Origin of the sequence: Micromonospora sp. NPDC048063 (assembly GCF_043202855.1) — a bacterium.
Lineage (GTDB): Bacteria > Actinomycetota > Actinomycetes > Mycobacteriales > Micromonosporaceae > Micromonospora.
This window is the reverse complement of sequence record NZ_JBIDBG010000003.1, coordinates 166,270-189,678: the sequence shown is the minus strand read 5'-3', so window position 1 is coordinate 189,678 and position 23,409 is coordinate 166,270. Positions and strand designations below refer to the sequence as shown.

Annotated in this window: 25 protein-coding genes and 3 pseudogenes; 7 read left to right on the top strand and 21 right to left on the bottom strand. The window is 74.2% G+C overall.

The genetic code is table 11. The features are described from left to right. Positions 1-263: 263 nt before the first annotated feature. From frr to ACGFZ2_RS09265, 6 genes are all read right to left on the bottom strand, one after another. Entirely contained in the window at positions 264-821 is a 558-nt protein-coding gene (gene frr / locus ACGFZ2_RS09290; RefSeq protein WP_091096739.1) for a ribosome recycling factor, read from the bottom strand. 78 nt (positions 822-899) lie between these two features. Continuing rightward, the gene (pyrH, locus tag ACGFZ2_RS09285) at positions 900-1,667 is read right to left on the bottom strand and encodes a UMP kinase (protein WP_357453337.1); all 768 of its coding nucleotides are present in this window, start codon (positions 1,665-1,667) and stop codon (positions 900-902) included. Positions 1,668-1,830: 163 nt separating this feature from the next. After that, entirely contained in the window at positions 1,831-2,658 is an 828-nt protein-coding gene (tsf, locus tag ACGFZ2_RS09280) for a translation elongation factor Ts (RefSeq protein ID WP_357695217.1), read from the bottom strand. Between the two features lie 135 nt (positions 2,659-2,793). Next, on the bottom strand, positions 2,794-3,639 hold the full coding sequence (gene rpsB, locus ACGFZ2_RS09275; protein WP_350704894.1) for a 30S ribosomal protein S2: 846 nt from the start codon (positions 3,637-3,639) through the stop codon (positions 2,794-2,796). Positions 3,640-4,036: 397 nt separating this feature from the next. Next, positions 4,037-5,368, bottom strand: coding sequence for a hypothetical protein (locus ACGFZ2_RS09270; protein ID WP_393451705.1), 1,332 nt, complete (start codon positions 5,366-5,368; stop codon positions 4,037-4,039). Positions 5,369-5,481: 113 nt separating this feature from the next. Next, positions 5,482-5,964 carry a diadenosine tetraphosphate hydrolase gene (locus ACGFZ2_RS09265; RefSeq protein ID WP_393451702.1) on the bottom strand — a complete coding sequence of 161 codons (483 nt, stop codon included), beginning with the start codon at positions 5,962-5,964 and terminating at the stop codon, positions 5,482-5,484. Between the two features lie 264 nt (positions 5,965-6,228). Between ACGFZ2_RS09265 and ACGFZ2_RS09260 the strand changes: the two genes are divergently transcribed. From ACGFZ2_RS09260 to ACGFZ2_RS09250, 3 genes are read left to right on the top strand one after another with little or no spacing between them, the layout of a single operon-like run. Then, positions 6,229-6,588, top strand: coding sequence for a YraN family protein (locus ACGFZ2_RS09260; protein ID WP_350704888.1), 360 nt, complete (start codon positions 6,229-6,231; stop codon positions 6,586-6,588). 51 nt (positions 6,589-6,639) lie between these two features. Continuing rightward, entirely contained in the window at positions 6,640-8,160 is a 1,521-nt protein-coding gene (locus ACGFZ2_RS09255; RefSeq protein WP_393451699.1) for a YifB family Mg chelatase-like AAA ATPase, read from the top strand. Next, the gene (locus ACGFZ2_RS09250) at positions 8,157-9,404 is read left to right on the top strand and encodes a DNA-processing protein DprA (RefSeq protein WP_393266711.1); all 1,248 of its coding nucleotides are present in this window, start codon (positions 8,157-8,159) and stop codon (positions 9,402-9,404) included. Before ACGFZ2_RS09255 ends, ACGFZ2_RS09250 begins: the two co-directional genes overlap by 4 nt. Positions 9,405-9,421: 17 nt before the next feature. On the opposite strand, the gene ACGFZ2_RS09245 is transcribed toward ACGFZ2_RS09250, so the two are convergent. Further along, positions 9,422-9,757 carry a hypothetical protein gene (locus ACGFZ2_RS09245; protein WP_393451696.1) on the bottom strand — a complete coding sequence of 112 codons (336 nt, stop codon included), beginning with the start codon at positions 9,755-9,757 and terminating at the stop codon, positions 9,422-9,424. Positions 9,758-10,227: 470 nt separating this feature from the next. On the opposite strand from ACGFZ2_RS09245, the pseudogene ACGFZ2_RS09240 reads away from it, so the two are divergent. Then, positions 10,228-10,428, top strand: a pseudogene (locus ACGFZ2_RS09240) (site-specific integrase); the annotation flags it as partial. Next, entirely contained in the window at positions 10,414-11,382 is a 969-nt protein-coding gene (locus ACGFZ2_RS09235; RefSeq protein WP_393452552.1) for a tyrosine-type recombinase/integrase, read from the top strand. The pseudogene ACGFZ2_RS09240 and the gene ACGFZ2_RS09235, both read left to right, overlap by 15 nt. A gap of 142 nt (positions 11,383-11,524) precedes the next feature. Here the strand turns inward: ACGFZ2_RS09235 and ACGFZ2_RS09230 are convergent, their stop codons facing one another. Next, positions 11,525-12,115 (bottom strand): GNAT family N-acetyltransferase, encoded by a 591-nt coding sequence (locus tag ACGFZ2_RS09230; RefSeq protein ID WP_393295405.1) that lies wholly within the window; start codon positions 12,113-12,115, stop codon positions 11,525-11,527. Between the two features lie 92 nt (positions 12,116-12,207). Here ACGFZ2_RS09230 and ACGFZ2_RS09225 point away from each other — a divergent pair, with 92 nt between their 5' ends. After that, on the top strand, positions 12,208-13,389 hold the full coding sequence (locus ACGFZ2_RS09225; protein ID WP_393266720.1) for an aminotransferase class V-fold PLP-dependent enzyme: 1,182 nt from the start codon (positions 12,208-12,210) through the stop codon (positions 13,387-13,389). A gap of 78 nt (positions 13,390-13,467) precedes the next feature. Here the strand turns inward: ACGFZ2_RS09225 and ACGFZ2_RS09220 are convergent. After that, positions 13,468-14,043, bottom strand: a pseudogene (locus ACGFZ2_RS09220) (murein hydrolase activator EnvC family protein); the annotation flags it as partial. Between the two features lie 197 nt (positions 14,044-14,240). Here ACGFZ2_RS09220 and ACGFZ2_RS09215 point away from each other — a divergent pair. Further along, a complete protein-coding gene (locus ACGFZ2_RS09215) occupies positions 14,241-14,870 on the top strand; it encodes a class I SAM-dependent methyltransferase (RefSeq protein WP_393451693.1) in 630 nt (209 codons plus the stop codon). Between the two features lie 219 nt (positions 14,871-15,089). Here the strand turns inward: ACGFZ2_RS09215 and ACGFZ2_RS09210 are convergent, their stop codons facing one another. The 12 genes and pseudogenes from ACGFZ2_RS09210 to proS all read right to left on the bottom strand — a co-directional run bounded on the left by ACGFZ2_RS09210 (position 15,090) and on the right by proS (position 23,379). After that, positions 15,090-15,413: a DUF2469 domain-containing protein gene (locus ACGFZ2_RS09210; protein ID WP_007075222.1), complete on the bottom strand. Its 324-nt coding sequence runs from the start codon at positions 15,411-15,413 to the stop codon at positions 15,090-15,092. Next, a complete protein-coding gene (locus ACGFZ2_RS09205) occupies positions 15,410-16,222 on the bottom strand; it encodes a ribonuclease HII (RefSeq protein ID WP_393451690.1) in 813 nt (270 codons plus the stop codon). The genes ACGFZ2_RS09210 and ACGFZ2_RS09205 overlap by 4 nt, the downstream gene beginning before the upstream one ends. Next, positions 16,216-16,689 carry an NUDIX hydrolase gene (locus ACGFZ2_RS09200; RefSeq protein ID WP_393451687.1) on the bottom strand — a complete coding sequence of 158 codons (474 nt, stop codon included), beginning with the start codon at positions 16,687-16,689 and terminating at the stop codon, positions 16,216-16,218. Before ACGFZ2_RS09200 ends, ACGFZ2_RS09205 begins: the two co-directional genes overlap by 7 nt. A 48-nt stretch (positions 16,690-16,737) precedes the next feature. After that, positions 16,738-17,358, bottom strand: a complete 621-nt coding sequence (gene lepB, locus ACGFZ2_RS09195; protein ID WP_357453366.1) for a signal peptidase I — start codon at positions 17,356-17,358, stop codon at positions 16,738-16,740. A 9-nt stretch (positions 17,359-17,367) separates the two neighbouring features. Further along, a pseudogene (gene lepB / locus ACGFZ2_RS09190) lies at positions 17,368-18,242 on the bottom strand (signal peptidase I). A gap of 183 nt (positions 18,243-18,425) precedes the next feature. Further along, positions 18,426-18,782, bottom strand: a complete 357-nt coding sequence (gene rplS / locus ACGFZ2_RS09185; RefSeq protein ID WP_089001547.1) for a 50S ribosomal protein L19 — start codon at positions 18,780-18,782, stop codon at positions 18,426-18,428. A 141-nt stretch (positions 18,783-18,923) separates the two neighbouring features. Next, positions 18,924-19,697, bottom strand: coding sequence for a tRNA (guanosine(37)-N1)-methyltransferase TrmD (gene trmD, locus ACGFZ2_RS09180; RefSeq protein ID WP_393451684.1), 774 nt, complete (start codon positions 19,695-19,697; stop codon positions 18,924-18,926). A 20-nt stretch (positions 19,698-19,717) separates the two neighbouring features. Next, positions 19,718-20,272 (bottom strand): ribosome maturation factor RimM, encoded by a 555-nt coding sequence (gene rimM / locus ACGFZ2_RS09175; protein ID WP_393267015.1) that lies wholly within the window; start codon positions 20,270-20,272, stop codon positions 19,718-19,720. A 2-nt stretch (positions 20,273-20,274) separates the two neighbouring features. After that, positions 20,275-20,535, bottom strand: coding sequence for an RNA-binding protein (locus ACGFZ2_RS09170; protein WP_172862164.1), 261 nt, complete (start codon positions 20,533-20,535; stop codon positions 20,275-20,277). Beyond that, on the bottom strand, positions 20,510-20,977 hold the full coding sequence (rpsP, locus tag ACGFZ2_RS09165) for a 30S ribosomal protein S16 (protein ID WP_393266730.1): 468 nt from the start codon (positions 20,975-20,977) through the stop codon (positions 20,510-20,512). Before rpsP ends, ACGFZ2_RS09170 begins: the two co-directional genes overlap by 26 nt. Before the next feature lie 248 nt (positions 20,978-21,225). Next, on the bottom strand, positions 21,226-21,873 hold the full coding sequence (locus tag ACGFZ2_RS09160) for a DUF402 domain-containing protein (protein ID WP_393451681.1): 648 nt from the start codon (positions 21,871-21,873) through the stop codon (positions 21,226-21,228). A gap of 99 nt (positions 21,874-21,972) precedes the next feature. Further along, on the bottom strand, positions 21,973-23,379 hold the full coding sequence (gene proS / locus ACGFZ2_RS09155; protein ID WP_393266736.1) for a proline--tRNA ligase: 1,407 nt from the start codon (positions 23,377-23,379) through the stop codon (positions 21,973-21,975). Positions 23,380-23,409 lie beyond the last annotated feature (30 nt).

The following is a 23,409-nucleotide window of genomic DNA, read 5'->3' as shown; positions in this document are numbered from 1 at the left end:
AACCACAACCATTCCCCTACCCGCGCGACTGTTCCGTCCGGTTGACCCGCCCGACGGCCGGCCGATCCCCACCGTTCACCGCAGGGTGGCCGGGAATCGTGCCGAGCCTACTGCACCCGTCGTGTCCCCACGCCGGACCGTGTCCCGCGCCCGCCACCGGGCGGCGGGCGCAACGACGATGGCACCGGACCCCGCCACCCGGGTGCGGGCGGCGGCGCCGGTGCCACGGTGTCGTCGTCGCCGGTGGTGACCGGCGTACGGCCTCAGACCTCGAGGAGCTCGTTCTCCTTGTGCTTCACCAGCTCGTCGACGGCGGCGACGTAGCGCTGGGTCAGGTCGTCGAGCTCCTTCTCCGCGCGCCGGCCGTCGTCCTCGCCGACCTCGCCGTCCTTGACGAGCCGGTCCAGCTCCTCCTTGCCCTTGCGACGGATGTTGCGGATGGCCACCTTGGCCTCCTCACCCTTGTGCCGGGCGACCTTGATCATGTCGCGGCGGCGCTCCTCGGTCATCTGCGGGAGCAGGATGCGGAGCTGGTTGCCCTCGTTGTTCGGGTTCGCGCCGAGGTCGGAGTCGCGGATCGCCTTCTCCATGGCGTTGATCTGCGAGTTGTCGTACGGCTTGATGATCACCATGCGCGGCTCGGGCACGCCGATGGACGCCATCTGGGGCAGCGGGGTGGGGCTGCCGTAGTAGTCAATGATGATCTTGGAGAACATGGCGGCGTTGGCGCGACCGGTGCGGATCGCGCCGAACTCCTCCTTGGCGTGCTCGATCGCACGCTCCATCTTCTCCTCGGCCTCGAGGAGGGTGTCGTCGATCACCGGTCTCCTCGCCTCCTTCTTGTGCTCGTCGTGGCTTGTCGTGTCGGAGGAACCGCTGAACGCGGTCGCGAGACCCGCTCAGGCGGTGATCAGGGTGCCGATCTTTTCGCCACCCACGGCCCGGATGATGGTGTCGTCGCCCTGCGCGCCGAAGACCAGCATCGGCAGGCCGTTCTCCATGCACAGGCTGAACGCGGCGGCGTCCGCGACCCGCAGGTTGCGGCGCAGCACCTCGGAGAAGGTGATCGAGTCGAACTTGCTGGCGGTCGGGTCGACCCGCGGGTCGGCGGTGTAGACGCCGTCCACGCCGTTCTTGCTCATCAGCACCACGTCGGCGCGGATCTCCAGGGCGCGCTGGGCGGCCACCGTGTCGGTGGAGAAGTACGGCATGCCGGCGCCCGCGCCGAAGATCACCACGCGCCCCTTCTCCAGGTGCCGGATGGCGCGCAGCGGGATGTAGGGCTCGGCGACCTGGGCCATCGTGATCGCGCTCTGCACGCGCGTCTCGACGCCCTCCTTCTCCAGGAAGTCCTGCAGCGCGAGGCAGTTCATCACGGTGCCGAGCATGCCCATGTAGTCGGCCCGGGCCCGGTCCATGCCGCGCTTCTGCAGCTCGGCGCCCCGGAAGAAGTTACCGCCGCCGACCACCACCGAGACCTGCACACCGCGGCGCACCACGGTGGCGATCTGCCGGGCGACGGCCTGCACCACGTCCGGGTCCACGCCGACCGCGCCCCCGCCGAACACCTCGCCGGAGAGCTTCAGCACCACCCGTCGGGCCCGGCCGGGGGGCGGCGCCGTCGGATCGTCCGCCGCCAGACTCCGGTTACTCACAACCTGCGTCATCCGCCCCGCCCTTCCCCATGCGCACGTCCCGTACGCCGCGTACCGCGAAACTGCCGTAGCCGACCCTATGTGACAAGGAGGCCGCGGTGCCTGTCACGTACACCGGCGGCCTCCTCGTCGACGTTTACCCTTCCCGCGGGCGCGCGACGCGCCCCGGGGCGGCTCAGGCCTGGCCGACCTCGAACCGCACGAAACGGGTGACCTCGATGCCGGCCTCGGCCAGCATCTGCTTCACCGTCTTCTTGTTGTCGGCGACCGACGCCTGCTCGACCAGGACGTAGTCCTTGAAGAAGGCGTTCACCCGACCCTCGACGATCTTCGGCAGGGCCGCCTCGGGCTTGTTCTCCTCGCGGGCGGTCTGCTCGGCGATGCGCCGCTCGGACTCGACGACGTCGGCCGGCACCTCGTCACGGGTGAGGTACTTCGGCCGCATCGCGGCGATCTGCATGGCGACGGCACGCGCGTCGGCGTCGCCGGCCTCGTCGGTCTTGCCCGCGTACTGCACGAGCACGCCGACCGCCGGGGGCAGGTCCTGGCTCTTGCGGTGCAGGTAGACGGCGGTGGTGCCGTCGAGCTTGGCGAACCGGTTGAGGACCAGCTTCTCGCCGATCTTGGCGGACTGCTCCTGGACCAGGTCGGCGACGGTCTTGCCGTCCAGCTCGGTGGCGAGCAGCTCCTCGGCGGTGCCGACGCCGCTGCGCTCGCCGTGCTCGACCAGCCGCTGGGCCAGCTCGATGAAGGCGTCGGTCTTGGCGACGAAGTCGGTCTCGCAGTTGAGCTCGAGCAGCGCCTGGCCGGAGTGGGCGATCAGACCGTTGGCGGCCGTGCGGCCGGCCCGCTTGCCGACGTCCTTGGCGCCCTTGACGCGCAGGATCTCGACGGCCTTGTCGAAGTCGCCCTCGGCCTCGGTCAGCGCCTTCTTGCAGTCCATCATGCCGGCGCCGGTGAGGTCGCGGAGCTTCTTGACGTCCGCGGCGGTGAAGTTGGACATGGCTCTCTCTTCGGTGTTGAGACTGCGGGTGGGTTGGTCCTGGTGTCGGTTACCCGGATCCGGGCGCGACGTGCCCGGCGTACCGGCCGCTCCCCGCCGTCCGAAAAAACGGACGGCGGGGAAGCGGCGGCGCGGTCACTCCGCGGCGGCGGTCGCCGGCTGCTCGGCCGGCTGCCCCTGCTGCTCGTCGGCCTTCTTCGGCTCCTCGAGCAGCTCGCGCTCCCACTCGGCCAGCGGCTCGTCGGAGGCCACACCCGGCTCCGGCTTCTCGTCGGTGCCCCGACGACGGCCGGAGCGGGCGATCAGGCCGTCGGCGACGGCGGCGGCCACGACCTTGGTCAGCAGCTCCGCCGAGCGGATCGCGTCGTCGTTACCCGGGATCGGGAAGTCGACCTCGTCCGGGTCGCAGTTGGTGTCGAGCACCGCGATCACCGGGATGCCCAGCTTGCGGGCCTCGTCGACGGCGATGTGCTCCTTCTTGGTGTCGACCACCCAGATCGCGGCCGGAAGCTTCTGCATGTCCCGCAGACCGCCGAGGGTGCGGGTCAGCTTGTCCTTCTCGCGGGAGAGCTGCAGGGTCTCCTTCTTGGTGTAACCGGCGGCCGTGCCGCTCAGGTCACCCAGGGCCTCCAGCTCCTTCATCCGCTGCAGCCGCTTGTACACCGTCTGGAAGTTGGTCAGCATGCCGCCGAGCCAGCGGTGGTTGACGTACGGCTGGCCGACCCGGGTCGCCTGCTCGGCGATGGCCTCCTGGGCCTGCTTCTTGGTGCCGACGAAGAGGATGCTGCCACCCTCGGCGACGGTCCCGCGCACGAAGTCGTAGGCCTTCTCGATGTAGTCGAGGGTCTGGCGCAGGTCGATGATGTAGATACCGTTGCGCTCGGTGAAGATGAAGCGCTTCATCTTCGGGTTCCAGCGTCGGGTCTGGTGCCCGAAGTGGACACCGCTCTCCAGCAGCTGGCGCATGGTCACGACGGCCATGGTGGGTACTCCTTGCGTCCCTGGTTGTCCCGCCCGGCCGGCGGCCGGGCGTCCTGGCGCCCGGTCGCCGGCCATGACGGGCCCGACCAAGATCGGGACCAGGGAGGCCGTCGCCCCACGACGACTCGTGGAGAGGGCGCGCGAGGTCGACCGCACGAGGCGGTCGCCAGTCGACCAGTGTACGCCCCTTCCCCGCCGCCGCCGCTGCGGGTGGCGGGAAGGGGTCAGAACGCCCATTTCCGGCACCGACCGCACCCTCATCGCCGGCGCTCGCCGGGCGACCGCAGCTCGGTCCGGCGGCAGACCGGGGGCAGCGGCCCGCCGGACGGTCCGCGGCCGGGACGGCGTCAGCTCGAGGGGTGGCGGTCCGCCGGACAATCGCCGGCTCGGGCCGGCGTCAGCCGACCGCGAGGGCGGCGGCGACGAACAGCACCAGACCCACGGTCAGGTAGGCCGTCGGCGGGCGCAGCCAGCCCCGGCTCCCCTCCGCCAGCGACAACCCGCCGGTACGCAGCCCGTACAGGCCGATCGCGAAGATCGGCAGGCCGCAGACCAGGAAGGTGCCCGCCACGACGTCGGCGGCCGAGACCGGGTCGCCGGTCACGCCGCCGAGCAGCACCCGCAGCGCGGGGACCTCGAACACCGCGACCAGCAGGGTGAAGAGCGCGGCCAGCGCGGGCCGGCGGGTCCGGTAGACCCCGTCGCCCGCTGGCGGGGCCGGGTGCGGGCCGACCACCGGCGGATAGACCGGCACCTCCCCAGGCGGCATGTCGCCACGGGGGCCGATCGGCGGCATCGGCCCGGTCGGCAGCTCCAGCGGGTTCGGCGTCCCGACCGCCGGCTGGGGCGCGACGACCGGCGACTCCGGCGGGTTCGCGGACTCGACCCCCCGATGGGGCTCGACGATCGGATAGCCGCCCAGCGGGGCCGGGCGGGTCGGCTCGTCGGCCCGCTCGACCGGACCGGCACCGGCCAGCGCGTCGACGCCCGACGTCGAGACCGCGTCCCGCGACTCCCTCGCCTCCCGCGCCGCACGCCGACCCGGCCGGTCGGCCGGCAGCTCACCGGAGAACTCCGGGTCCGGCTCGGCGCGTCGGACGCGGCTCGCCCGGAATCCCTCGGTCTCCGCCCGGTCGTCCCCGAGCGGCGGCACCGCGACGAGTCGTCCCAAGTCACTCTCGGCGCCGCCGAACCGCCCGGACGCCGGCTCGACCGCCGCGAACCGGCCAGAATCCGGCTCGACCACCGCGAAGCGGCCCGAGTCCGGCTCGACCGCCCCGAAGCGACCGGAATCCGGCTCGACCACCGCGAAGCGGCCCGAGTCCGGCTCGACCACCGCGAAGCGACCCGAGTCCGGCTCGACCACCGCGAAGCGACCCGAGTCCGGCTCGACCGCCGTGAAGCGACCGGAATCCAGGTCGGCCGCTGCGAAGCGACCCGAGTCCTCCGGGCCGCCGAAGTGCGCCCGGTCGGCATCGACGGCGCCGAAGCGTCCGGAGGCGGGCTCGGTCGTCGTACCGAAGCGGCCCGGCTCACCGCGCCGGCCGGTCGCGGCCTCGCCGTGGCGGCCGTCCTCTGCGGCGCGGCGCTGCTCGGGGGTGCTCAGCTCGTCGTCCCGGTGCCGGGTCTCGGCCGGTCCGCGCCAGTCCGGCTCCCCGTAGCCACGGTCGCGGTCTGCGGGATACCAGCGCGACTCCTGATCTTCGGCAAAGCTCCGTCGTCCGTCCACGTCCGGCACCGTATGCGACGGGCTCCACGGGCGCCATTCGCCCCTCGGGCACCCGCCGCAGCCGAGCGGCCGGGCTCCGCAGGACGGCGGTCCAGGGGGCAGTGCGACGGCGGTCAGGGGCGGGAATCCGCGAGCCGGTCCAGCTCCGCGACGAGCTGCGCGCGCAGCTCGCCGTGTGCGGGCCCGAGGGCGTACGCCGGGTCGCGCCACACCTGCGTCGGATACCGGTAGACCGGTCCCTGCCGCAGCTCGGCCGGCTCCCAGTCGTACCGGGGGCGCACGTGCGCGTGCAGGAAGGCGTCGAGGTTGCCGAGGATCTCGTAGTTGATCCGCCGGAACCCCGGGTCCCGCCGGGCGCAGACCCGGGCCACCGCCTCGCCGAGCAGGTCCATGTCCGCCAGGAACGCCAGTCGCCGCTCCCTGGGCAGGTCGGTCAGCCGGTCGACCGACGGGTCGTCCGTGATCAGCACGCAGTATCCCGGGAGGTGCTGGTTGTCGCCGATCACGGCGAACCCGGCGGAGAGCCGGCGGAGGACGGTGGGATTCTCGCCACGCAGGGCCGCGCGGACCCGGTCGCTCCGCCAGTCGACGCTCATCCGTCGCACGCTAGCGGACGGCCGGGTATCCGAGGGTCTTACGCCGACCGCCTCGGTACCGTCGCGCCGCCGAGGCGCCGAGGCGGCGAGGCGGCGAGGCGGGCCCGCCGGCAGCAGCACGAACTCCTCGGACCGGCCGCGCCCGCGGCCGTCCACATAGCACAGCACGGGCATGATCGTCCGCTCGTCCACAACGCGTCCGCCTGTCCACAGGTCGGCGACGGGGGGCGGCGGAACCCCGCCCGGGCCGGGCACCGTGCCGGCATGACGAAGCGGAACCAGGCGGTCGGCGCGTACGGCGAGCGGTGCGCCGTACGGCACCTGATCGGGGCGGGGCTGCGCCCCGTCGCCCGGAATTGGCGCTGCCCGGCCGGGGAGATCGACATCATCGCCTGGGACGGGCCGGTGCTCGCCTTCTGCGAGGTGAAGACCCGCCGCTCGGACGAGTTCGGCCCGCCGGCCGAGGCCGTCGTACCGGCCAAGGCCCGCCGGTTGCGCGGGCTCGCCGCCCGGTGGCTGGCCGACACCGGCACCACCGCGGACGAGGTGCGCTTCGACGTGATCTCGGTACGCCTCACCGGCGCCGGCGCCGCCCGGGTCGAGCACCTCAAGGGCGCGTTCTGAGATGGCCGGGCACAGCGGCCGGATCTCCGATGGCCTGGGGCGGGTGGCGGCGTGAGCTACGCGAAGGTGCTCTGCGTGGGCCTGGTCGGCGTCACCGGGCACCTGGTGGAGGTCGAGGCCGACCTGGCGGCCGGTCTGCCGGCCGTCGTCATCTCGGGGCTGCCGGACACCGCCCTGCACGAGGCCCGGGACCGGGTCCGCGCGGCGGTGGTCAACTCCGGGCAGCGGTGGCCCAACCGCCGGATCACGCTCAACCTGCTGCCCGCCGACCTGCCCAAGTTCGGCTCGGCGTTCGACCTGGCGATCGCGGTGGCCCTGCTGGGCGGCTCGGGCGAGCTGCCGCTGCTGCCGCTGGAGCGCGTGGCGGTCCTCGGCGAGTTGGGCCTCGACGGCACCGTCCGACCGGTGCGCGGCGTACTGCCGATGGTCGCCGCGGCCGCCCGGGCCGGCGTCGAGCGGGTGATCGTCCCGGCCGACAACGCCGCCGAGGCGGCGGTCGTCCCCGGGGTCCGGGTCCGGGCGGTCGACACGCTGCACCGGCTGGTCAGCTTCGTCCGTGACGGCACACCCCTGATCGAGCCGGAGGCGGGCGGCCCGGCACCGGCCGGCGACGGGCCCGACCTGGCCGAGGTCGCCGGGCAGGGGCTGGGCCGGCGGGCGCTGGAGGTGGCCGCGGCGGGCGGGCACCACCTGGCGCTGCTCGGGCCGCCGGGCGCCGGCAAGACCATGCTCGCCGAGCGCCTCCCGTCGATCCTGCCCGAGCTGGACGACGAGGCCGCGCTGGAGGTCACCGCCCTGCACTCGATCGCCGGGCTGCTCCCGCCGGGCGGCCGGTTGCTGCGCCGCCCGCCGTTCCAGGCGCCGCACCACACGGCGACGGTGCCGTCCCTGGTCGGCGGCGGTTCGGGGCTGGCGCGTCCCGGCGCGATCTCGCTCGCCCACCGCGGGGTGCTCTTCCTCGACGAGGCGCCCGAGTTCAGCCGGGGCGCGCTGGAGGCGCTGCGCCAGCCGCTGGAGAACGGCCGGGTCCGGCTGGCCCGCAGCCGCGGCGGCGCCGAATACCCGGCCCGTACGCAACTCGTGCTGGCGGCCAACCCGTGCCCGTGCGCGAAGCCGGCCGGGGACGCGTACTGCGAGTGCCCGCCGCAGGCCCGCCGGCGCTATCTCAGCCGGCTGTCCGGTCCCCTGCTGGACCGGATCGACGTGCAGGTGAAGCTGCCACCCGTCCGGGCGGCGGAGCTGATGGAGGCCACCATGGACAGCGAGTCGTCTGCCATCGTCGCCCGGCGGGTGGCAGCCGCCCGGGAGGCCGCAGCCGCACGCTGGGCGGTCCTCGGCCGCCGGCTCAACGCGGAGATACCCGGGCCGTACCTGCGTCGACCGCCCTGGCGGCTGCCCGGGCCCGACACCGCCGAGCTGCGGGCGCGACTGGACTCTGGGGCGCTCTCCGCCCGGGGCTTCGACCGGATCATCCGCCTGGCCTGGACGATCGCGGACCTCGACGGCCGGGACCGGCCCGACCGGGAGGACGTCCGGGAGGCCATTCAACTGCGAACGGGGGACGGCACGTGAGCACCGACGAGGAGACGCTGGCCCGGGTGGCGCTGACCTGGCTCGCCGAGCCGGGCACCCGGTCGGTACACCGACTGGTCGACCGGCTCGGCCCGGCGGCCACACTCGACCTGCTGCTCGACGGGGGCGCGCCGGACGAGACGTTGCGGGCGACGGTGGCGGCGCGCACCGCTGCCGGGGACGCCCGGGCGGTCGCGGCCGAGGCGCTGGCCCACGGGGACCGCCTCGGGGCCCGGATCGTGGTCCCCGGCGACGACGAGTGGCCCGATCGGATCGACCAGTTGCGCGGGCTGCGGCTGCCGGGCGCGTACCGCCGGGTGGACACCGAGACCGCGCCGCCGCTCTGCTTCTGGGTACGCGGCTCGTGGCCGCTCGCGGAGGCGCTCGACCGCTCCGTCGCGGTCGTCGGCGCCCGGGCCGCCACCGGGTACGGCACGCACGTCGCCACCGAACTCGGCTACGGGCTCGCCGACCGGGACTGGACCGTCGTCTCCGGTGGCGCCTTCGGCATCGACGCGGCGGCCCACCGGGGCGCGCTCAACGCCGGGGGCATCACGGTGGCCGTGCTCGCCTGCGGCGTGGACCGTCCCTACCCGATGGGCAACGCGGCGCTGTTCGACCGGATCGCCGACACCGGGCTGCTGGTCAGCGAGTGGATCCCGGGGGCCGACCCGCTGCGTCCCCGGTTCCTCATCCGCAACCGGGTGATCGCGGCGGGGACCCTCGGCACCGTGCTGGTGGAGGCGGCGGCGCGCAGCGGCGCCACCCAGACCACGCACCGGGCACTCGCCCTGACGAAACCGGGGATGGTGGTGCCGGGCCCGGTCACGTCGGCGATGTCGGTGGGCACGCACGAGCTGCTGCGCGACTACCCGAAGGCCCGGCTGGTCACCGGGGTCGCCCAGGTGCTGGAGGAGGTCGGGCGGATCGGCGAGCTGGCGCCGGTGCCGCGCGGCCCACAGCGGCCGGTCGACCAGCTCGACGACGACGCCCGGTCGATCGTCGAGGCGCTGCCCCGCCGGGGCGCCGTGGGGGTGGACGTCCTCGCCGCCCGGGCCGGCGTCGCCGTCCGCACCGCCCTGCGCAAACTGTCGATGCTGGAGGAGCTGGCCCTGGTGGTCCAGCGCGCGGACGGGTACGCCCTCGCGCCGCCGGCCGGCGCGGGTCGGGCCGGCCAGGGGCGGCGCGGTCACGACCAGCCGCCGCACGCAGGCGGGCGGACGGGCGAGGAGGCCCGACGCTGAACGGGCCGCCAGCCCGGTCAGTCCCCCTCGAAGCGGATCTCCATGTCGCGGTCCGGTCGGCAGTGCCGCGCCAACAGGTCCAGGCGGCGCACGTGCGTCACCTCGGGCGTCGTCCGGGCCACCTCGGCGAGGCGACCCAGCTCGGCGAGGAGCTGCGGGGCCTGGTCGGCGGGGACCACCAGCTGACCGACGGGGTCGATCCGCTCCAACATCGGGGTACGCCCGGTGCCGCGGACCCGCTCGACGAGATCCAGCAGCACGTCGTCGGGATCGGGCAGCACCTCGGCCGGCACGAGGCGGCGCCGGCCCGAGCCCGCCCCGACCACCCGGTAGAGGACGACGTCGACCCCCATGCCCCGCCCCCCTTCGTCGAGCATCGTCCGTCGCGTGGCGACGACCTGCGCCCACCCGTTGGTACGACAAGTCTGCGCGCACCGGCCGCGGTAATCCATCGCCCCGCCCGGACGGCTGGGACAGCAGCGACTCCCGTCGGGGCCGCGCCGGCTTTCGCCCCGGCGTCGCATCGGGGCCGCCCCGGTCGGTCCGGCCGATCGCGCCCGCCCTGCGGCCCGGCGCCCCGCCGGGGCGGGTGGACCGGGCGCGTGGTCGTCGGGTCCCGTCGACCGTAGGCTGACGCTGTGCCAGAGGATCCGCCACCGCCGGCCTGCACGAGGGTCGCGCCCTGCCGGCCGCGCCGCCCACGGTGCCGGCGGCCGGCCACGGGGAGCGGAACTGTTCACCGGGGCTGGCGGCGAAGCGGGGCGTCGCGGTGAGCCGGGAGCCGGCCGGCACCCGGGCGACGCACGAGGCGCTCCCGTCGGCGATGCGCGAGGCGGTGGACGAATTCGCCGGGCACCTGGCCGGGGTGCGCAACCGGTCCGCGCACACGGTCCGGGCGTATGTCGGCGACGTGGTGTCGCTGCTGGACCACGCGCGCCGGATGGGCTGCGCCGAACTGGTGGAACTGGACCTGACGGTGCTGCGCAGCTGGCTGGCGAAGCAGCGGACGATGGGCGCCGCGCGGACGTCGCTCGCCCGCCGGTCGGCCTCGGCGCGGGCGTTCAGCGCCTGGGCGCACCGGTCCGGGCTGCTTCCCACCGACGTGGCGGGTGCGCTGGCCAGCCCCCGCGCCCACCGGGACCTGCCGTCCGTTCTCCGTGCCGACCAGGCCGCCGCGCTGGTCGAGGCGCCCGGCCGGTCCGCCCCGGGCGCGCCGACGCCGCCGGGCACCGTCGCCGGCTCACGGCCCCGGGTCCTGGCGCCGGGCGAACGCCTGACCGCTCCGGGCAGTGCTTCCGGGCCGACGGAGACGCACACGCCGGACGAAGCCGCGACGGCACACGCGGCGGACGGAGCCGCGACGGCATACACGCCGGACGGAGCCACGGCGGCGCACGCGGCGGACGGCACCGCCGAGGCCAGCGCCGCGAGCGGGGCCACGGTGGACGGGGCCACGGCGGACGGTACCGCCGAGGCCGTGGTGCTGCGGGACAGGGCGCTGCTGGAGCTGCTCTACGGCACGGGCGTACGGATCAGCGAGGCGTGCGGCCTCGACATCGCCGACGTCGACCACGCGCGGCGGGTCGTGCGGGTGTTCGGCAAGGGCGGCCGGGAGCGCGCGGTCCCGTACGGGGTGCCGGCGCAGCGGGCGCTCGACGAGTGGCTGCGGCACGGCCGCCCCGCACTGGCCGGACCGCACTCCCGGGAGGCGCTGCTGATCGGTGCCCGCGGCGGGCGGCTCAACCCGACGATGGCCCGACGGATCGTCAGCGGGTACGCCGAGGCTGCCGGGCTGCCCCCGGTCAGCCCGCACGGGCTGCGGCACTCGGCGGCGACCCACCTGCTTGAGGGCGGTGCCGACCTGCGGGCGGTGCAGGAGCTGCTGGGGCACTCGTCCCTCGCGAGCACGCAGATCTACACCCACGTGTCGGTGGAGCGGCTCCGCGCGGCCTACCGCCAGGCCCACCCCCGCGCCTGACCGGTGGGAGGGAGCCGGACGGCCATGCCCGACCGTCGCGGCGATGGCCCGGCCGCCGAAATGCTGGCCGGTGTGGTCGCCTGGCAGCTACAGGCGGAGCACCACGGACGCGAGCCGAGCTGGCGGTCGCCGACGTCGGTTCTCAGGACCGGCGCGGCGACGAGCCCGGGCCGTCCGGGGCAGAGCCGCGGAGCAGCACGTGCGGCGGCCGGCCCAGGTCCAGACACATCCGCACGTCGTCGTAGCGCTCGTCGCCCACCTCGATGACGTTCGGCAGCCGGCCCCATTCACGGAACCCGAGCCGCTCGTAGAGCTCGATGGCTCCGTGGTTGTTGCCGCGTACGCCCAGCGCGAGGGTCTCGATGCCGGCCTTGCGGGCGTCGTCGATGAGCGCCCCGGTGACCAGCCTGCCGATGCCTCGGCCGCGGGCGGCCGGGTGCGCGGTGATCTTCTCCAGGTCGGCGTAGTGGGCGAAGATCGGCTTCGGGCCGCGCCGCCACAGCCCGGTGCCCACGACCCGGGAGTCGAGCACGGCGAGGACCAGCGCGGCGTCGCCGGCCCCGACCAGGCTCAGCACCGCGTCCAGCCAGGCGTCGGTCTCGGCGCGGCCGGGCGGGACCGCGTACCCGATCGCGCCACCGTGCTCGGCCACCGCGTGCAGCACCCGGTGCACGTCGGCGCGGAGCTGTCGGTCGGCGGCGGTCGGCCAGCGCAGTTCCACGTGGGTGTCCACGATCCGCAATTCTGCGGGATCGAGCGGGGTCGACCGGCACGGGCACCCGGCGGAACGCCGACCGGAGATCCACCGGCCGCTACGATCACCAGGTGAGCGTCCCGCAGCCGCCAGAGCCGATCGCGGCAGCCCGCCTGCTCTTCTCGCTGGACCCGGCGGTCAGCCACCTCAACCACGGCTCGTTCGGCGCGGTCCCGGTCCCGGTGCAGCGGGCCCAACAGCGGCTGCGCGACGAGATGGAGGCCAACCCGCTGCGCTTCTTCACCCAGGGGCTGGTCGACCGGATCACGCACACCCGCCGTCATCTGGCCGGATTCCTGGGCGCCGACCCGGACGGCACCGCCCTGGTGCCGAATGCCACCACCGGCGTGGCGGTGGTGCTCCAGTCGCTCGGCCTGCGCCCCGGCGACGAGGTGCTCACGACCGACCACGGCTACGGCGCGGTCGGCCTCTCCATCGCCCGCGAGTGCCGCCGTACGGGGGCGGTCACCCGGGCGCTGCGGGTGCCGCTGGCCGCCACCGACGAGGAGGTCGTCGAGATCGTCCGCGCGGGGCTGCGCCCCGGCCGGACCCGGCTGCTCGTGGTGGACCAGCTCACCTCGGCCACCGCCCGGCTCTTCCCGGTCGCCGCCGTCGTCGGGGTGGCCCGGGAGCACGGGATACCGGTCCTGGTCGACGCCGCGCACGCCCCGGGCATGCTGCCGACCCCGGTCGGTGGCATCGGCGCCGACTTCTGGGTGGGCAACCTGCACAAGTGGGCGTACGCGCCGCGCGGCAGCGCCGTGCTGGTGGTCGCGCCGCCGTGGCGGGAGCGCATCGAGCCGCTGGTCGTCTCGTGGGAGCAGGAGTCGGGGTTCCCCGGTCGGGTCGAGTGGGCGGCGACGCAGGACTACACCGGCTGGCTGGCCGCACCAGTGGGCTTGTTCACGCTGCGCAGCCTCGGCGTCGACCGGGTACGGGCGCACAACGCCGCGCTGGTGGCGTACGGCCAGCGGGTGGTCGGGGACGCGCTGGGGGTGGCCCCCGCCGACCTGCCGAACCCCGGCGGGCCCGGGGTCGCCATGCGGATCGTCCCGCTGCCGGCGGGCCTGGGCGCCACGTTCGACGCGGCGCGGGCATTGCGGGCACGCATCGCCGAGCGGCTCGCCACGGAGGTGGCCGTCATGGCCTGGAACGGGCGGGGCTGGCTGCGGCTGTGCGCGCAGGTCTACAACACCGCCGACGAGTACGAGCGCCTCTCGGTGCGGCTTCCCCCGCTGCTCGCCCAGCGTTGAGCCACCGCCGCCCCACCGCCGCCCGCCCGACACCGGCTGTCCCGGTCCGCCGGTTGCCGGCGGCGGGTCGGTGCCGGCGCCGTCGAGCGGCAGCAGCCGCACCGGGCCGAGGCCGAGCAGCGCCAGCGGGTCGAGGTAATCCGTGCCGCGCCGCAACCCCCAGTGCAGGCAGGCCGGGGCGGGGCAGCCGGGGTGGCCGGGGAGCAGCACGCCCAGCGGCGCCCCGGCGGTGAGCCGGGCGCCGGGGCGGACCGTCGGTGACACCGGCTCGTAGGTGGTGCGTAGTCCGTCGGCGTGCCCGACGCTGACGACCGGGCGGCCGGCGACCAGGCCGGCGAAGAGGACCGTGCCGGCACCGGCGGACCGCACGGCGGCGCCCGGCGCGGCGGCCAGGTCGACGCCCCGGTGGCCGGGCAGCCACGGCTGCGGCGGCGGGTCGAACCGGCGGACCGGGCGGGGCACGCCGTCGAGCGGCCACCGGAACCGCGCGGCCCCGGGTGTCGGGGCCTCGGGCGACGGCGGAAGGTCGGGTGCCACGGCCGCCGCCGCCCCGACCGGCGCCGGACCCGGCCCCGTGGCGGGCACGGCGGCCGGCCCGAGGGACAGCAGGGCGGCGCAGAGCGCGGCGACGCCGGTACGGGTTGCTGGTCGCATGGGGCGCAGCCTGCTCGGCGCGCGTCCCGCCCCGCCACCCCGGATGCCCGCCCCTGTGGACAACGGGTCTCCTGTGGACGGCCGCCGGAACCCCGACGTAATCTGCTATGTGCCGGCTCGACCGACGCGCTCTTCCCCCGTCACCACCGCCACGAGGGCATCCTCCGGCCGGCGGAGCCGACGCCTAGGCTGGGCCGGTGACGCGGGACTGGTACGCCTGGCACGACGACTACGAGGACCCTGGCTCGGCGCTGTCCCGCCGGCTCGCCGAGGTGCGGCTGCGGGTCGGGCAGGCGCTCGACGCGGCCCCGCCCGGCCCGCTGCGGGCGGTCAGCCTCTGCGCCGGGCAGGGACGCGACCTGATCCCCGTGCTGGCGGCCCACCCCCGCCGGGACGACGTGACGGCCCGGTTGGTGGAGATGGATCCCCGCAACGCGGAGGTGGCCCGGTCCGCCGCCCGCGCGGCGGGCCTGTCGGCGGTGGAGGTGGTGGTGGGCGACGCGGCGCGCACCGACGCGTACACGGATCTCGCTCCGGCCGACCTGGTGCTGGTCTGCGGGGTGTTCGGCAACGTCAGCGAGGCGGACATCCGCGCCACGGTGCGGCACTGCGCGGCGCTCTGCGCGACCGGCGGCACGGTGTTCTGGACCCGGCACCGGCGCAGCACCGACCTCGTGCCGACCATCTGTGGGTGGTTCGCCCAGGAGGGCTTCGCGCCGGTGGCGGTGAGCAGCCCGGCGGACGGCGTGGGCGTGGGCGTGCACCGGTTCCTGGGCGAGCCCCGTCCACTCCCGACCGGGGTGACGATGTTCGAGTTCGTCGACTGAGACCGGCCACACTGGACGACCAGGTCAGTGACGAGTTCGCCCGGCGTCGGGTCGAGGTCGTGGTGCTGCCCCGGCGACCACCGGACCGACGGCAGGGACCGCGCCGGGATCACGTCAGGGCGCGGGTGCGGGACGAGCGAGGGCTGCCGTGGCGGGTGGGGGCGCCGACGGGCCGGGCGCCCGGTGGTCGCGGCCCCCGGGCGGGGCGTGGGCGGTGGGTCAGCCGCCGAAGCCGGAGTCGGCGGGGAGGGAGATGTCGGGCTTCTCCAGCTCCTCGACGTTGACATCCTTGAAGGTCATCACCCGGACGTTCTTCACGAACCGGGCGGGACGGTACATGTCCCACACCCAGGCGTCGTGCATCTCGACCTCGAAGTAAACCTCGCCGTCGGAGTTGCGGACGTGCAGGTCCACCTGGTTGGCCAGGTAGAACCGGCGCTCGGTCTCCACCACGTAGGAGAACTGGCGGACAATGTCGCGGTACTCCCGGTAGAGCTGCAGCTCCATCTCGGTCTCGTACTTTTCGAGATCTTCCGCGCTCATCGCACTCCGCCTTCCATGACCACATCTTCCCCCACCGACGCCGGAGGCCGAGGCTGCTCGCCCAACGCCACGCCGACGGTACCCCCTGCCGGCCCGGAGCGCTCCATCGGCTCGTCCGGCCTTGCGCCCACCGGGCGACGCGCCCTGGGTGGGGCGCCGTCCCGACCGGACACCACCGCCACGTTGACGTACGAGAACCGGTGCTCCCGACACGGCCCCCGCTCCCGCAGCGCCGCGCTGTGCTCCGGCGTGATGTAACCCTTGTGCTCGGCGAACCCGTAGCCGGGGAACGTCCCGTCCAACTCGACCATGATCCGGTCCCGGGTCACCTTGGCGAGCACGCTGGCCGCCGCCACGCAGGCGGCCACCCGGTCGCCCTTCCACACCGCCAGCCCCGGCACGTCGAGGCCGTCCACCCCGAAGCCGTCGGTCAGCACGTATTCCGGGCGGGTGGCCAGCGAGGCGAGGGCGCGGCGCATCGCGGCCAGGTTGCACACGTGCAGGCCCCGCTCGTCGACCTCCTCCGCCGGGATGACCACCACGGAGTACGCCAGGGCGCGGGCGACGACCTCGTCGTAGACCCGCTCCCGGCTGGCCGGGGTGAGCAGCTTCGAGTCGGCCAGCCCGTCGATCTCGCCCCGGCGCCCCTCGGGCAGGATCGCGGCGGCGGCGACCAGCGGGCCGGCGCAGGCGCCGCGGCCTGCCTCGTCGGCCCCGGCGACGTGCCGGAAGCCGCGCCGCTGCAACGCCCGCTCCAGCGCGTAGAGCCCGCCCTCGCGGCGTACCACCGTGCGCGGCGGCGTCAGCACGGCACACCTCCGTCGGCCAGCGCCCGGCTCAGCACCGCCGGCAGGTCCGGCGGGTAGTAGCGCTCGTCGGTGGCGGCCAGCTCGGCCAGCGGCCACCACCGGTGGGCGGCGACGCTGGCCCGCTCGATCTCGCTGAAGCCGGCGGTGTCGACCTCGTGATCCGCCACCCGCACCAGGAAGAACTCCTGCTCCTGCCGGTACCACACGCCGTCGAACGGGAACTCCGTGACGTCGCGGTGCACCGGCGCGCCGAACGCCGAGGCCGGCAGCCGCAGCCCCGTCTCCTCGGCCAACTCCCGCGCGGCGCCCTCGGCGTACGTCTCGCCGGGGTCCAGACCGCCACCGGGGGTGAACCACCAGCGGCCGTGCTCGGGACGGGCCGGGTCGGAGCCGCTGAAGAGCAGCACCCGACCCGCCGCGTCGACGAGCAGGACGCGGGCCGCACGCCGCGGGGTGTAGTCGGTCACCGCACCAGCCTGCCAGACGCCGCCGACAACGCCCACGCCCGGCGGCCCCTACGGCTCGGGAATGCCCTCGAACCCCTTCGGGACACTCAGCCAGGTGGCCCGGTTGACCGGCCAGAAGACGGTGAACGCCCGCCCGACGACCTCGTCCTCGGGGATGGTGGCCGTCGTGATGTCCTGCCCGGACTGCTGCCAGTGCTCCAGCGAGTCGCCGGACGCCTCGCGGTGGTCGCCCATCACCCAGAGCCGTCCCTCCGGGACGGTGATGTCGAACTCCTCGGCGGTCTTGTCCCCCGGGTAGATGTACGGCTCGTCCAGCGGCTTGCCGTTGATCACCAGCCGCTCCTGCGGGTCGCAGCAGACCACGTGGTCGCCGCCGACTCCGATGACCCGCTTGATGAAGTCCTCGCCGTCGGGGTTGCTGCTCCACTCCAGGGGAGCCTTGAAGACGATCACCTCGCCCCGGCGCGGCGACCGGAAGTCGTAGACCAGCTTGTTGACCAGCACCCGATCGTCGATCTGGAGGGTGTTCTCCATGGACGGGGAGGGGATGAAGAAGGTCTGCAGCACGAAGGCTCGCACCAGCACCGCGACCAGGATCGCCACGCCCAGGAGGATGGGCAGCTCCTTCCAGAAGGAACTGCGGGGCTTGTCGGTCTGCTCGTCAATCACGGATGGAGCCTACGTTGCCCGGCTGGGCGCCACCGTCCGGAACGCGCGAGAACGGCCAGCGCGGCCACGAACGGGACGAGGAGCACCACCCCACCGCCCGGGGTGGGACGCACCGGGGGCGGGGCCCCGGTGGCGGCGGCGGGCGGATCGGCGACGTCGTCGAAGGTGGCCGGCACCGACAGCGTGCTCCACCGTGACGAGGGCCAGACCACCGCGAAGGCGCGGCCCACCACGTTGTCGATCGGCACCGGCCCCTGGCAGCGGGCGTCCTGGGAGACCAGCCGGTGGTCGCCCATCACGAAGATCTGCCCGGGCGGGACCACGACCTCCTCGAAGCGCCGGGACCGGCACTCGCGGGGGTTCGGCGGGATGTCGAGCGGCGAGTCCCGGATGACGTACGACGACTCGTCGAGCGGCGTGCCGTTGACCAGCACCCGGCCCTGGGCGTCGCAGCACTTGACGCGGTCACCGGGCAGCGCGATGACCCGCTTGATGAAGTCCTTCTCGCCGGGGCGGCTGACGCCGATCAGGTCGCCGACCGTCCGGCCGACCTTGCCCACGAACCCGGGCTCCGGCTGCTTGTCGACCTGCGGGGCCCACCGGTCGGTGCCTCGGAAGACGACCACCTCGCCCCGCACCGGGTCGCGTACGTCGTAGACGACCTTGTTGACCAGGACCCGGTCGCCGACGAGGAGCGTGTCTTCCATCGAGCCGGAGGGGATGAAGAACGCCTGGAGCAGGAAGGTGCGGATCAGCACCGCGAGGCAGAACGCGACGACCAGCAGCAGCGGCAGCTCCTGCCAGAGCGGCATCTGGCGGCGGGGACGTCGCGCCCGGCGGCGCCACGGGTCGACGGCGCCGTCCTCGTCCAGCGTCTGCACCACGCCACTCCCCGGTCAGCAGATATGACAACTACCGCCCGGGAGCCTCGTCGAGGCCCCCCGGGCGGTAGTGGACGTCGCTCCCGCCCTCGTGGCGGGACGTCGCCCGGCTGCGCCCGTACGACCAGGGTAGTGCGGTCCGGTCGGGACGACACGCGCAGCTCGGGCGGCGTGGCGAGCGTGAGGTCAGCTCGGCTGCTTCTCGCGCTTCTCCTTGATCTTGGCCTTCTTGCCCCGCAGCTCGCGCAGGTAGTAGAGCTTGGCGCGACGCACGTCACCGCGGGTCACGACCTCGATCCGGTCGATGGCCGGGCTGTTGATCGGGTAGGTGCGCTCGACACCGACACCGAAGCTGATCTTGCGGACCGAGAAGGTCTCGCGCAGACCGTCACCCTGGCGGCGGATGACGACGCCCTGGAAGATCTGGACACGGGACCGGTTGCCCTCGACGACCCGGGCGTGCACCTTGACGGTGTCACCGGCACGGAAGTCGGGGAGGTCGGTCCGCTTCGACTGGGCGTCAAGGGCGTCCAGGATGTTCATCGCTGCGTCCTCGTGAGGCTCACGGCGCACCGTCAATCGGCGCGCGGGTGGGTGATTCTGATCCCCGGGTGTGGTCGGTGGCCCGACCTCGGTCGAGGATCCTCGCAGCCGTCCGCGGCGCGGCCGGTTGCGGCAACCCCCCTACTTTGCCACATCCCCCGGGGGCACCTGAAATCCGGCCCCGTCCAGCGCGGCGATGTCCCGTTTGTCCAGGCGCTCCGGGTCGAGCGCGGCGAGCATGTCCGGGCGGCGCCGGGCGGTGCGGGTCAGCGCCTGGTCCCGCCGCCAGCGGGCGATCCGCCCATGGTCGCCGGAGCGGAGCACCTCCGGCACCTCCAGCCCGCGCCAGGTCGCCGGCTTGGTGTACATGGGGGCCTCCAGCAGCCCGTGGGCGTGCGACTCCTCGTCCAGCGAGCCCGCGTTGCCGAGCACCCCGGGCAGCAGCCGGGTGACCGCCTCCAGGATCACCAGGACGGCCACCTCCCCGCCGAAGAGGACGTAGTCGCCGAGGGAGACCTCGCTCACCGGCATCCGGGTGGCGGCGTGGTCGAGCACCCGCTGGTCGATGCCCTCGTACCGGCCGCAGGCGAAGAGCAGGTGCGGCTCGGCCGCCAGCTCGTGCGCCATCGCCTGGGTGAAGGGGGCACCCGTCGGCGCGGGCACCACCAGCCGGGGCGGGGCCACCTCCGCCGGGGCCAGGGCGTCGAGCGCCTCGCCCCACGGCTCCGGCCGCATCACCATGCCGGGCCCGCCGCCGTACGGCGTGTCGTCGACCGTGCGGTGCACGTCGTGGGTCCAGCTCCGCAGGTCGTGTACGGCCAGCCGCAGCGTGCCGTTCGCCCGCGCCCTGCCGATCAGCGACAGGTCCAGCGGGGCGAAGTACTCCGGGAAGATCGACACGATGTCGACGCGCATGCGGGGGTGCTCCAGCGGCTCTACAGGTCGAGCAGACCGGCCGGCGGGTCGACGACGACGCGACCGCCGGCGAGGTCAACCTCGGGGACGATCGCCTTGACGAACGGGATGAGCGCGGTGCGGCCCTCGGGGCGGCGCAGCACCAGCAGGTCGGAGGCGGGGGCGTGGTCGATCCGGTCCACCTCGCCCAGCCGCTCGCCGCCCGGGGTGACCACGGCCAGCCCGACGAGCTGGTGATCGTGGAACTCCTCCGGGTCCTCCGGTGGGGCGACGTCGGCGCTGTCGACCGCGACGAGGGTGCCGCGCAGCGCCTCGGCGACGTCCCGGTCCAGCACGCCCTCGAACGCCACCAGCAGCCGCCCCTGGTGCGAGCGGGCGGATTCCACGGTCAGCTCGGCGGGGACCCGGAACGGCTCCCCGTGCTCGGGCGCGGCCTGCTGCGGCGGCGCCGCTCCCGGCACGGTACGGAGTACCGAACCGGGAGCGAAGCGCGCCTCGGGCTCGTCGGTCCGCACCTCCACGGTGACCTCACCGCGGATCCCGTGCGGCTTGCCGATCCTGCCGACGATGAGCAGCATCAGTACGAGTCGACGATGTCGACGCGTACGCCGCGCCCGCCGATGGAGCCGATCACCTGGCGCAGCGCCTTGGCGGTCCGGCCGGACCGCCCGATCACCGTGCCGAGGTCCTCCGGGTGCACGCGGACTTCCAGCCGCTTGCCCCGACGGGAGTCGACCATCCGGACGCGCACGTCATCGGGGTGGTCGACGATGCCCTTGACCAGGTGCTCCAACGCCGGACGCAGAGGCATGTCAGGCCTGCTCACCGGCGTCGGCAGCGGCAGCCGGGGCCTCGGCCGGAGCCTCGGTCTTCGGCGCCTCGGCCGGGGCCTCGGCCTTGGCGGCCTTCTTGGCCGGCTTGGCCGGGGTCTCGGCCAGCCCGGCGGCGGCCTTCGCCTCGGCCTCGTACGCGGCGGTGCGGTCGACCCGCTCCGCGGCGACCTTCAGCGGCGGCGGGGCCGGCAGGCCCTTGAACTTCTGCCAGTCACCGGTCAGCTCCAGCAGCCGCTGCACCGCCTCGCTCGGCTGGGCGCCGACGGACAGCCAGTACTGGACCCGCTCCGACTTGACCTCGATCACCGAAGGGTCTTCCTTCGGCTGGTAGACCCCGACGAACTCGATCGCCCGGCCGTCGCGCTTGGTGCGCGAGTCGGCGACGACGATGCGGTACTGCGGGTTGCGGATCTTGCCCATCCGCAGGAGCCGGATCTTTACGGCCACAGTTGTTTCGCTCCTGTTGCGATCTCACCAGCCCTGACGAGGGCGGTGCACGGGTGAGCGCCGACCGGCACAGTGGGGTTTGGGCCGGAGACTGCTCGGTGGACTGGCGCGGTGCCCGGGTTAGAGGGCGCCGGACACACGCCGGATACCAGCCAGCCATTCTGCCAGATCGGGCCCGGATCTCTCACACCGGACCGCCTGGGGCCACCCGCGCAGCGACGGAAGTGACCGAAAACACACCTGCCGGGTCAGCGCACGGGGGCGCGGTCCCAGCCGGGCGGAAGCTCGTCCGGGGTGGTCCACTCCGGCGGCGGGACGAAGTCGCACCAAGTGCCGTCGAACGGAAACTCCCCCGCCTCGGCCAGCGCGATCACCCGCTTGCCCTCGGCCCGGACGGCGTCGGGGTCGGCGACCCAGTAGTGCGCGGGGAAGGCGAGCCGCTCGACGAACTCGTCCTCGTCCTTCCACTCCCAGCCCAGGTCCGGCCGGACGACCACGTCGAGGTCCTGGTCCACCATGTCGACCCCGGCGAGCGCGCCGTCGTCCCAGCGCACCCCGGGCTCCTCCAGGTTGACGTACCAGGCGGCGAAGCGGTCGTGCGCGTCGCGGAACCACCACACCGAGTGGCTCGCCCCGGCGGGCAGGAACTTCAGCACGGGCGGGCCGTTCCACCGGCCGGCGGCCAGGCGGTAAAACGAGGCGACCCACTCGGCGAACGGCACCGCCCGCATGCCCAGCCCGGCCTCGGTGACCTCGCTCGCCACCGGGGAGTTCCGGGCCACCCAGAGCACCAGGCCCCGGTCGTCGTCGCTGACCACCCGGGCGGTACGCACCCAGCCGATCCGGCCCCGCCGCACGTTGCGGTGCACGATCAGCCGCCCCGGTTCGAATCTCACGCCCCGACCCTACCGCTGCCCGCCCACCCGCTTTGGGTGTAAGGAAGGGCCCCTTCCTCTACCTCAGGCGTTAGGAAGGGCCCCTTCCTTACACCGCGCTCAGTAGGCGCGGGCCAGGATGGCGACGAGGTCCGGCTCGTCCTCGGAGTCGGGCACGGAGCCGTCGGCGCGCACCAGGCAGCGCACGGTGACGCCCTGCCCGTTGGCCTCCGCCTCGCCCTGGACGCCGACCGCCGACCACGGCACCCGGGCCCAGCCGGTGGCGGCCGCCTCGATCGCCTCGGCCAGCGTCGACACCTCGACGGTGCGGGACTGGCGGTGCGCCAGGGCCTGGTCGTGCAGCGCCTGCTGGTCGGCGTCGAGGGCGGCCAGCACGGTGGTGACCACGTCGGCCACGGCCGTCGGGGACTTCGAGCCGTCGGTGCGCCGGACCACGACGGCGTTGCCGGCGGCCAGGTCGCGGGGGCCGACCTCGACGCGTACCGGATAGCCGCGCAGCTCGGCGTCGACGGCCCGGCGGCCGAACGGGGTGTCGGTGCGGTCGTCGAGCGCGACCCGGACGCCGGCGTCGCGCAGCGCGTCGCGCAACTTGGTCGCCGCCTCTCCGACGCCCTCGCCGTCCTTGACCACCATGACGTACGCCTGCACCGGCGCCAGCTTCGGCGGCACCCGCAGGCCGTTGTCGTCGCCGTGGCACATGATCAGGCCGCCGAGCATCCGGGTCGAGGTGCCCCAGGAGGTCGTCCAGGCGTGCTCCCGGCCGCCCTCGGCCGACGAGTAGCTGATGTCGAACGCCTTGGCGAAGTTCTGCCCCAGCTCGTGGCTGGTGCCGAGCTGGAGGGCCTTGCCGTCACCCATCATGCCTTCGCAGGTGTAGGTGGCGGTCGCGCCGGCGAAGCGCTCGCGGGCCGTCTTCAGGCCGACGACCACCGGGATGGCGAGCACGTTGACCATCAGGTCCTCGTACGCCTCGTGCAGGATCCTGCGGGCGTAGGCCCGCGCGTCGGAGCGGGTGGCGTGGGCGGTGTGCCCCTCCTGCCACAGGAACTCGCTGGTGCGCAGGAAGACCCGGGGGCGCAGCTCCCAGCGGACCACGTTGGCCCACTGGTTGAGCAGCAGCGGCAGGTCCCGGTAGGAGTCGATCCACTTGGCCATGAACTCGCCGATGACGGTCTCGCTGGTGGGGCGCACCACGACCGGCTCGGCGAGCTGCTTGCCGCCGCCGTGGGTGACCACCGCGAGCTCCGGCGAGAAGCCCTCGACGTGCTCGGCCTCGCGCTTGAGGTAGCTCTCCGGGATGAAGAGCGGGAAGTACGCGTTCTCCGCGCCCGCCGCCTTGATCCGGGCGTCCATCTCGGCCTGCATTCGCTCCCAGATGGCGTAGCCGGCCGGCCGGATGACCATGGTCCCCCGGACCGGGCCGTTGTCGGCCAGCTTCGCCTTGGCGATCAGGTCCTGGTACCAGCGGGGAAAGTCCTCCGCACGGGGAGTGAGCACGCGTGCCATGACCGCACATCCTATGCGTCGGCCATCCGG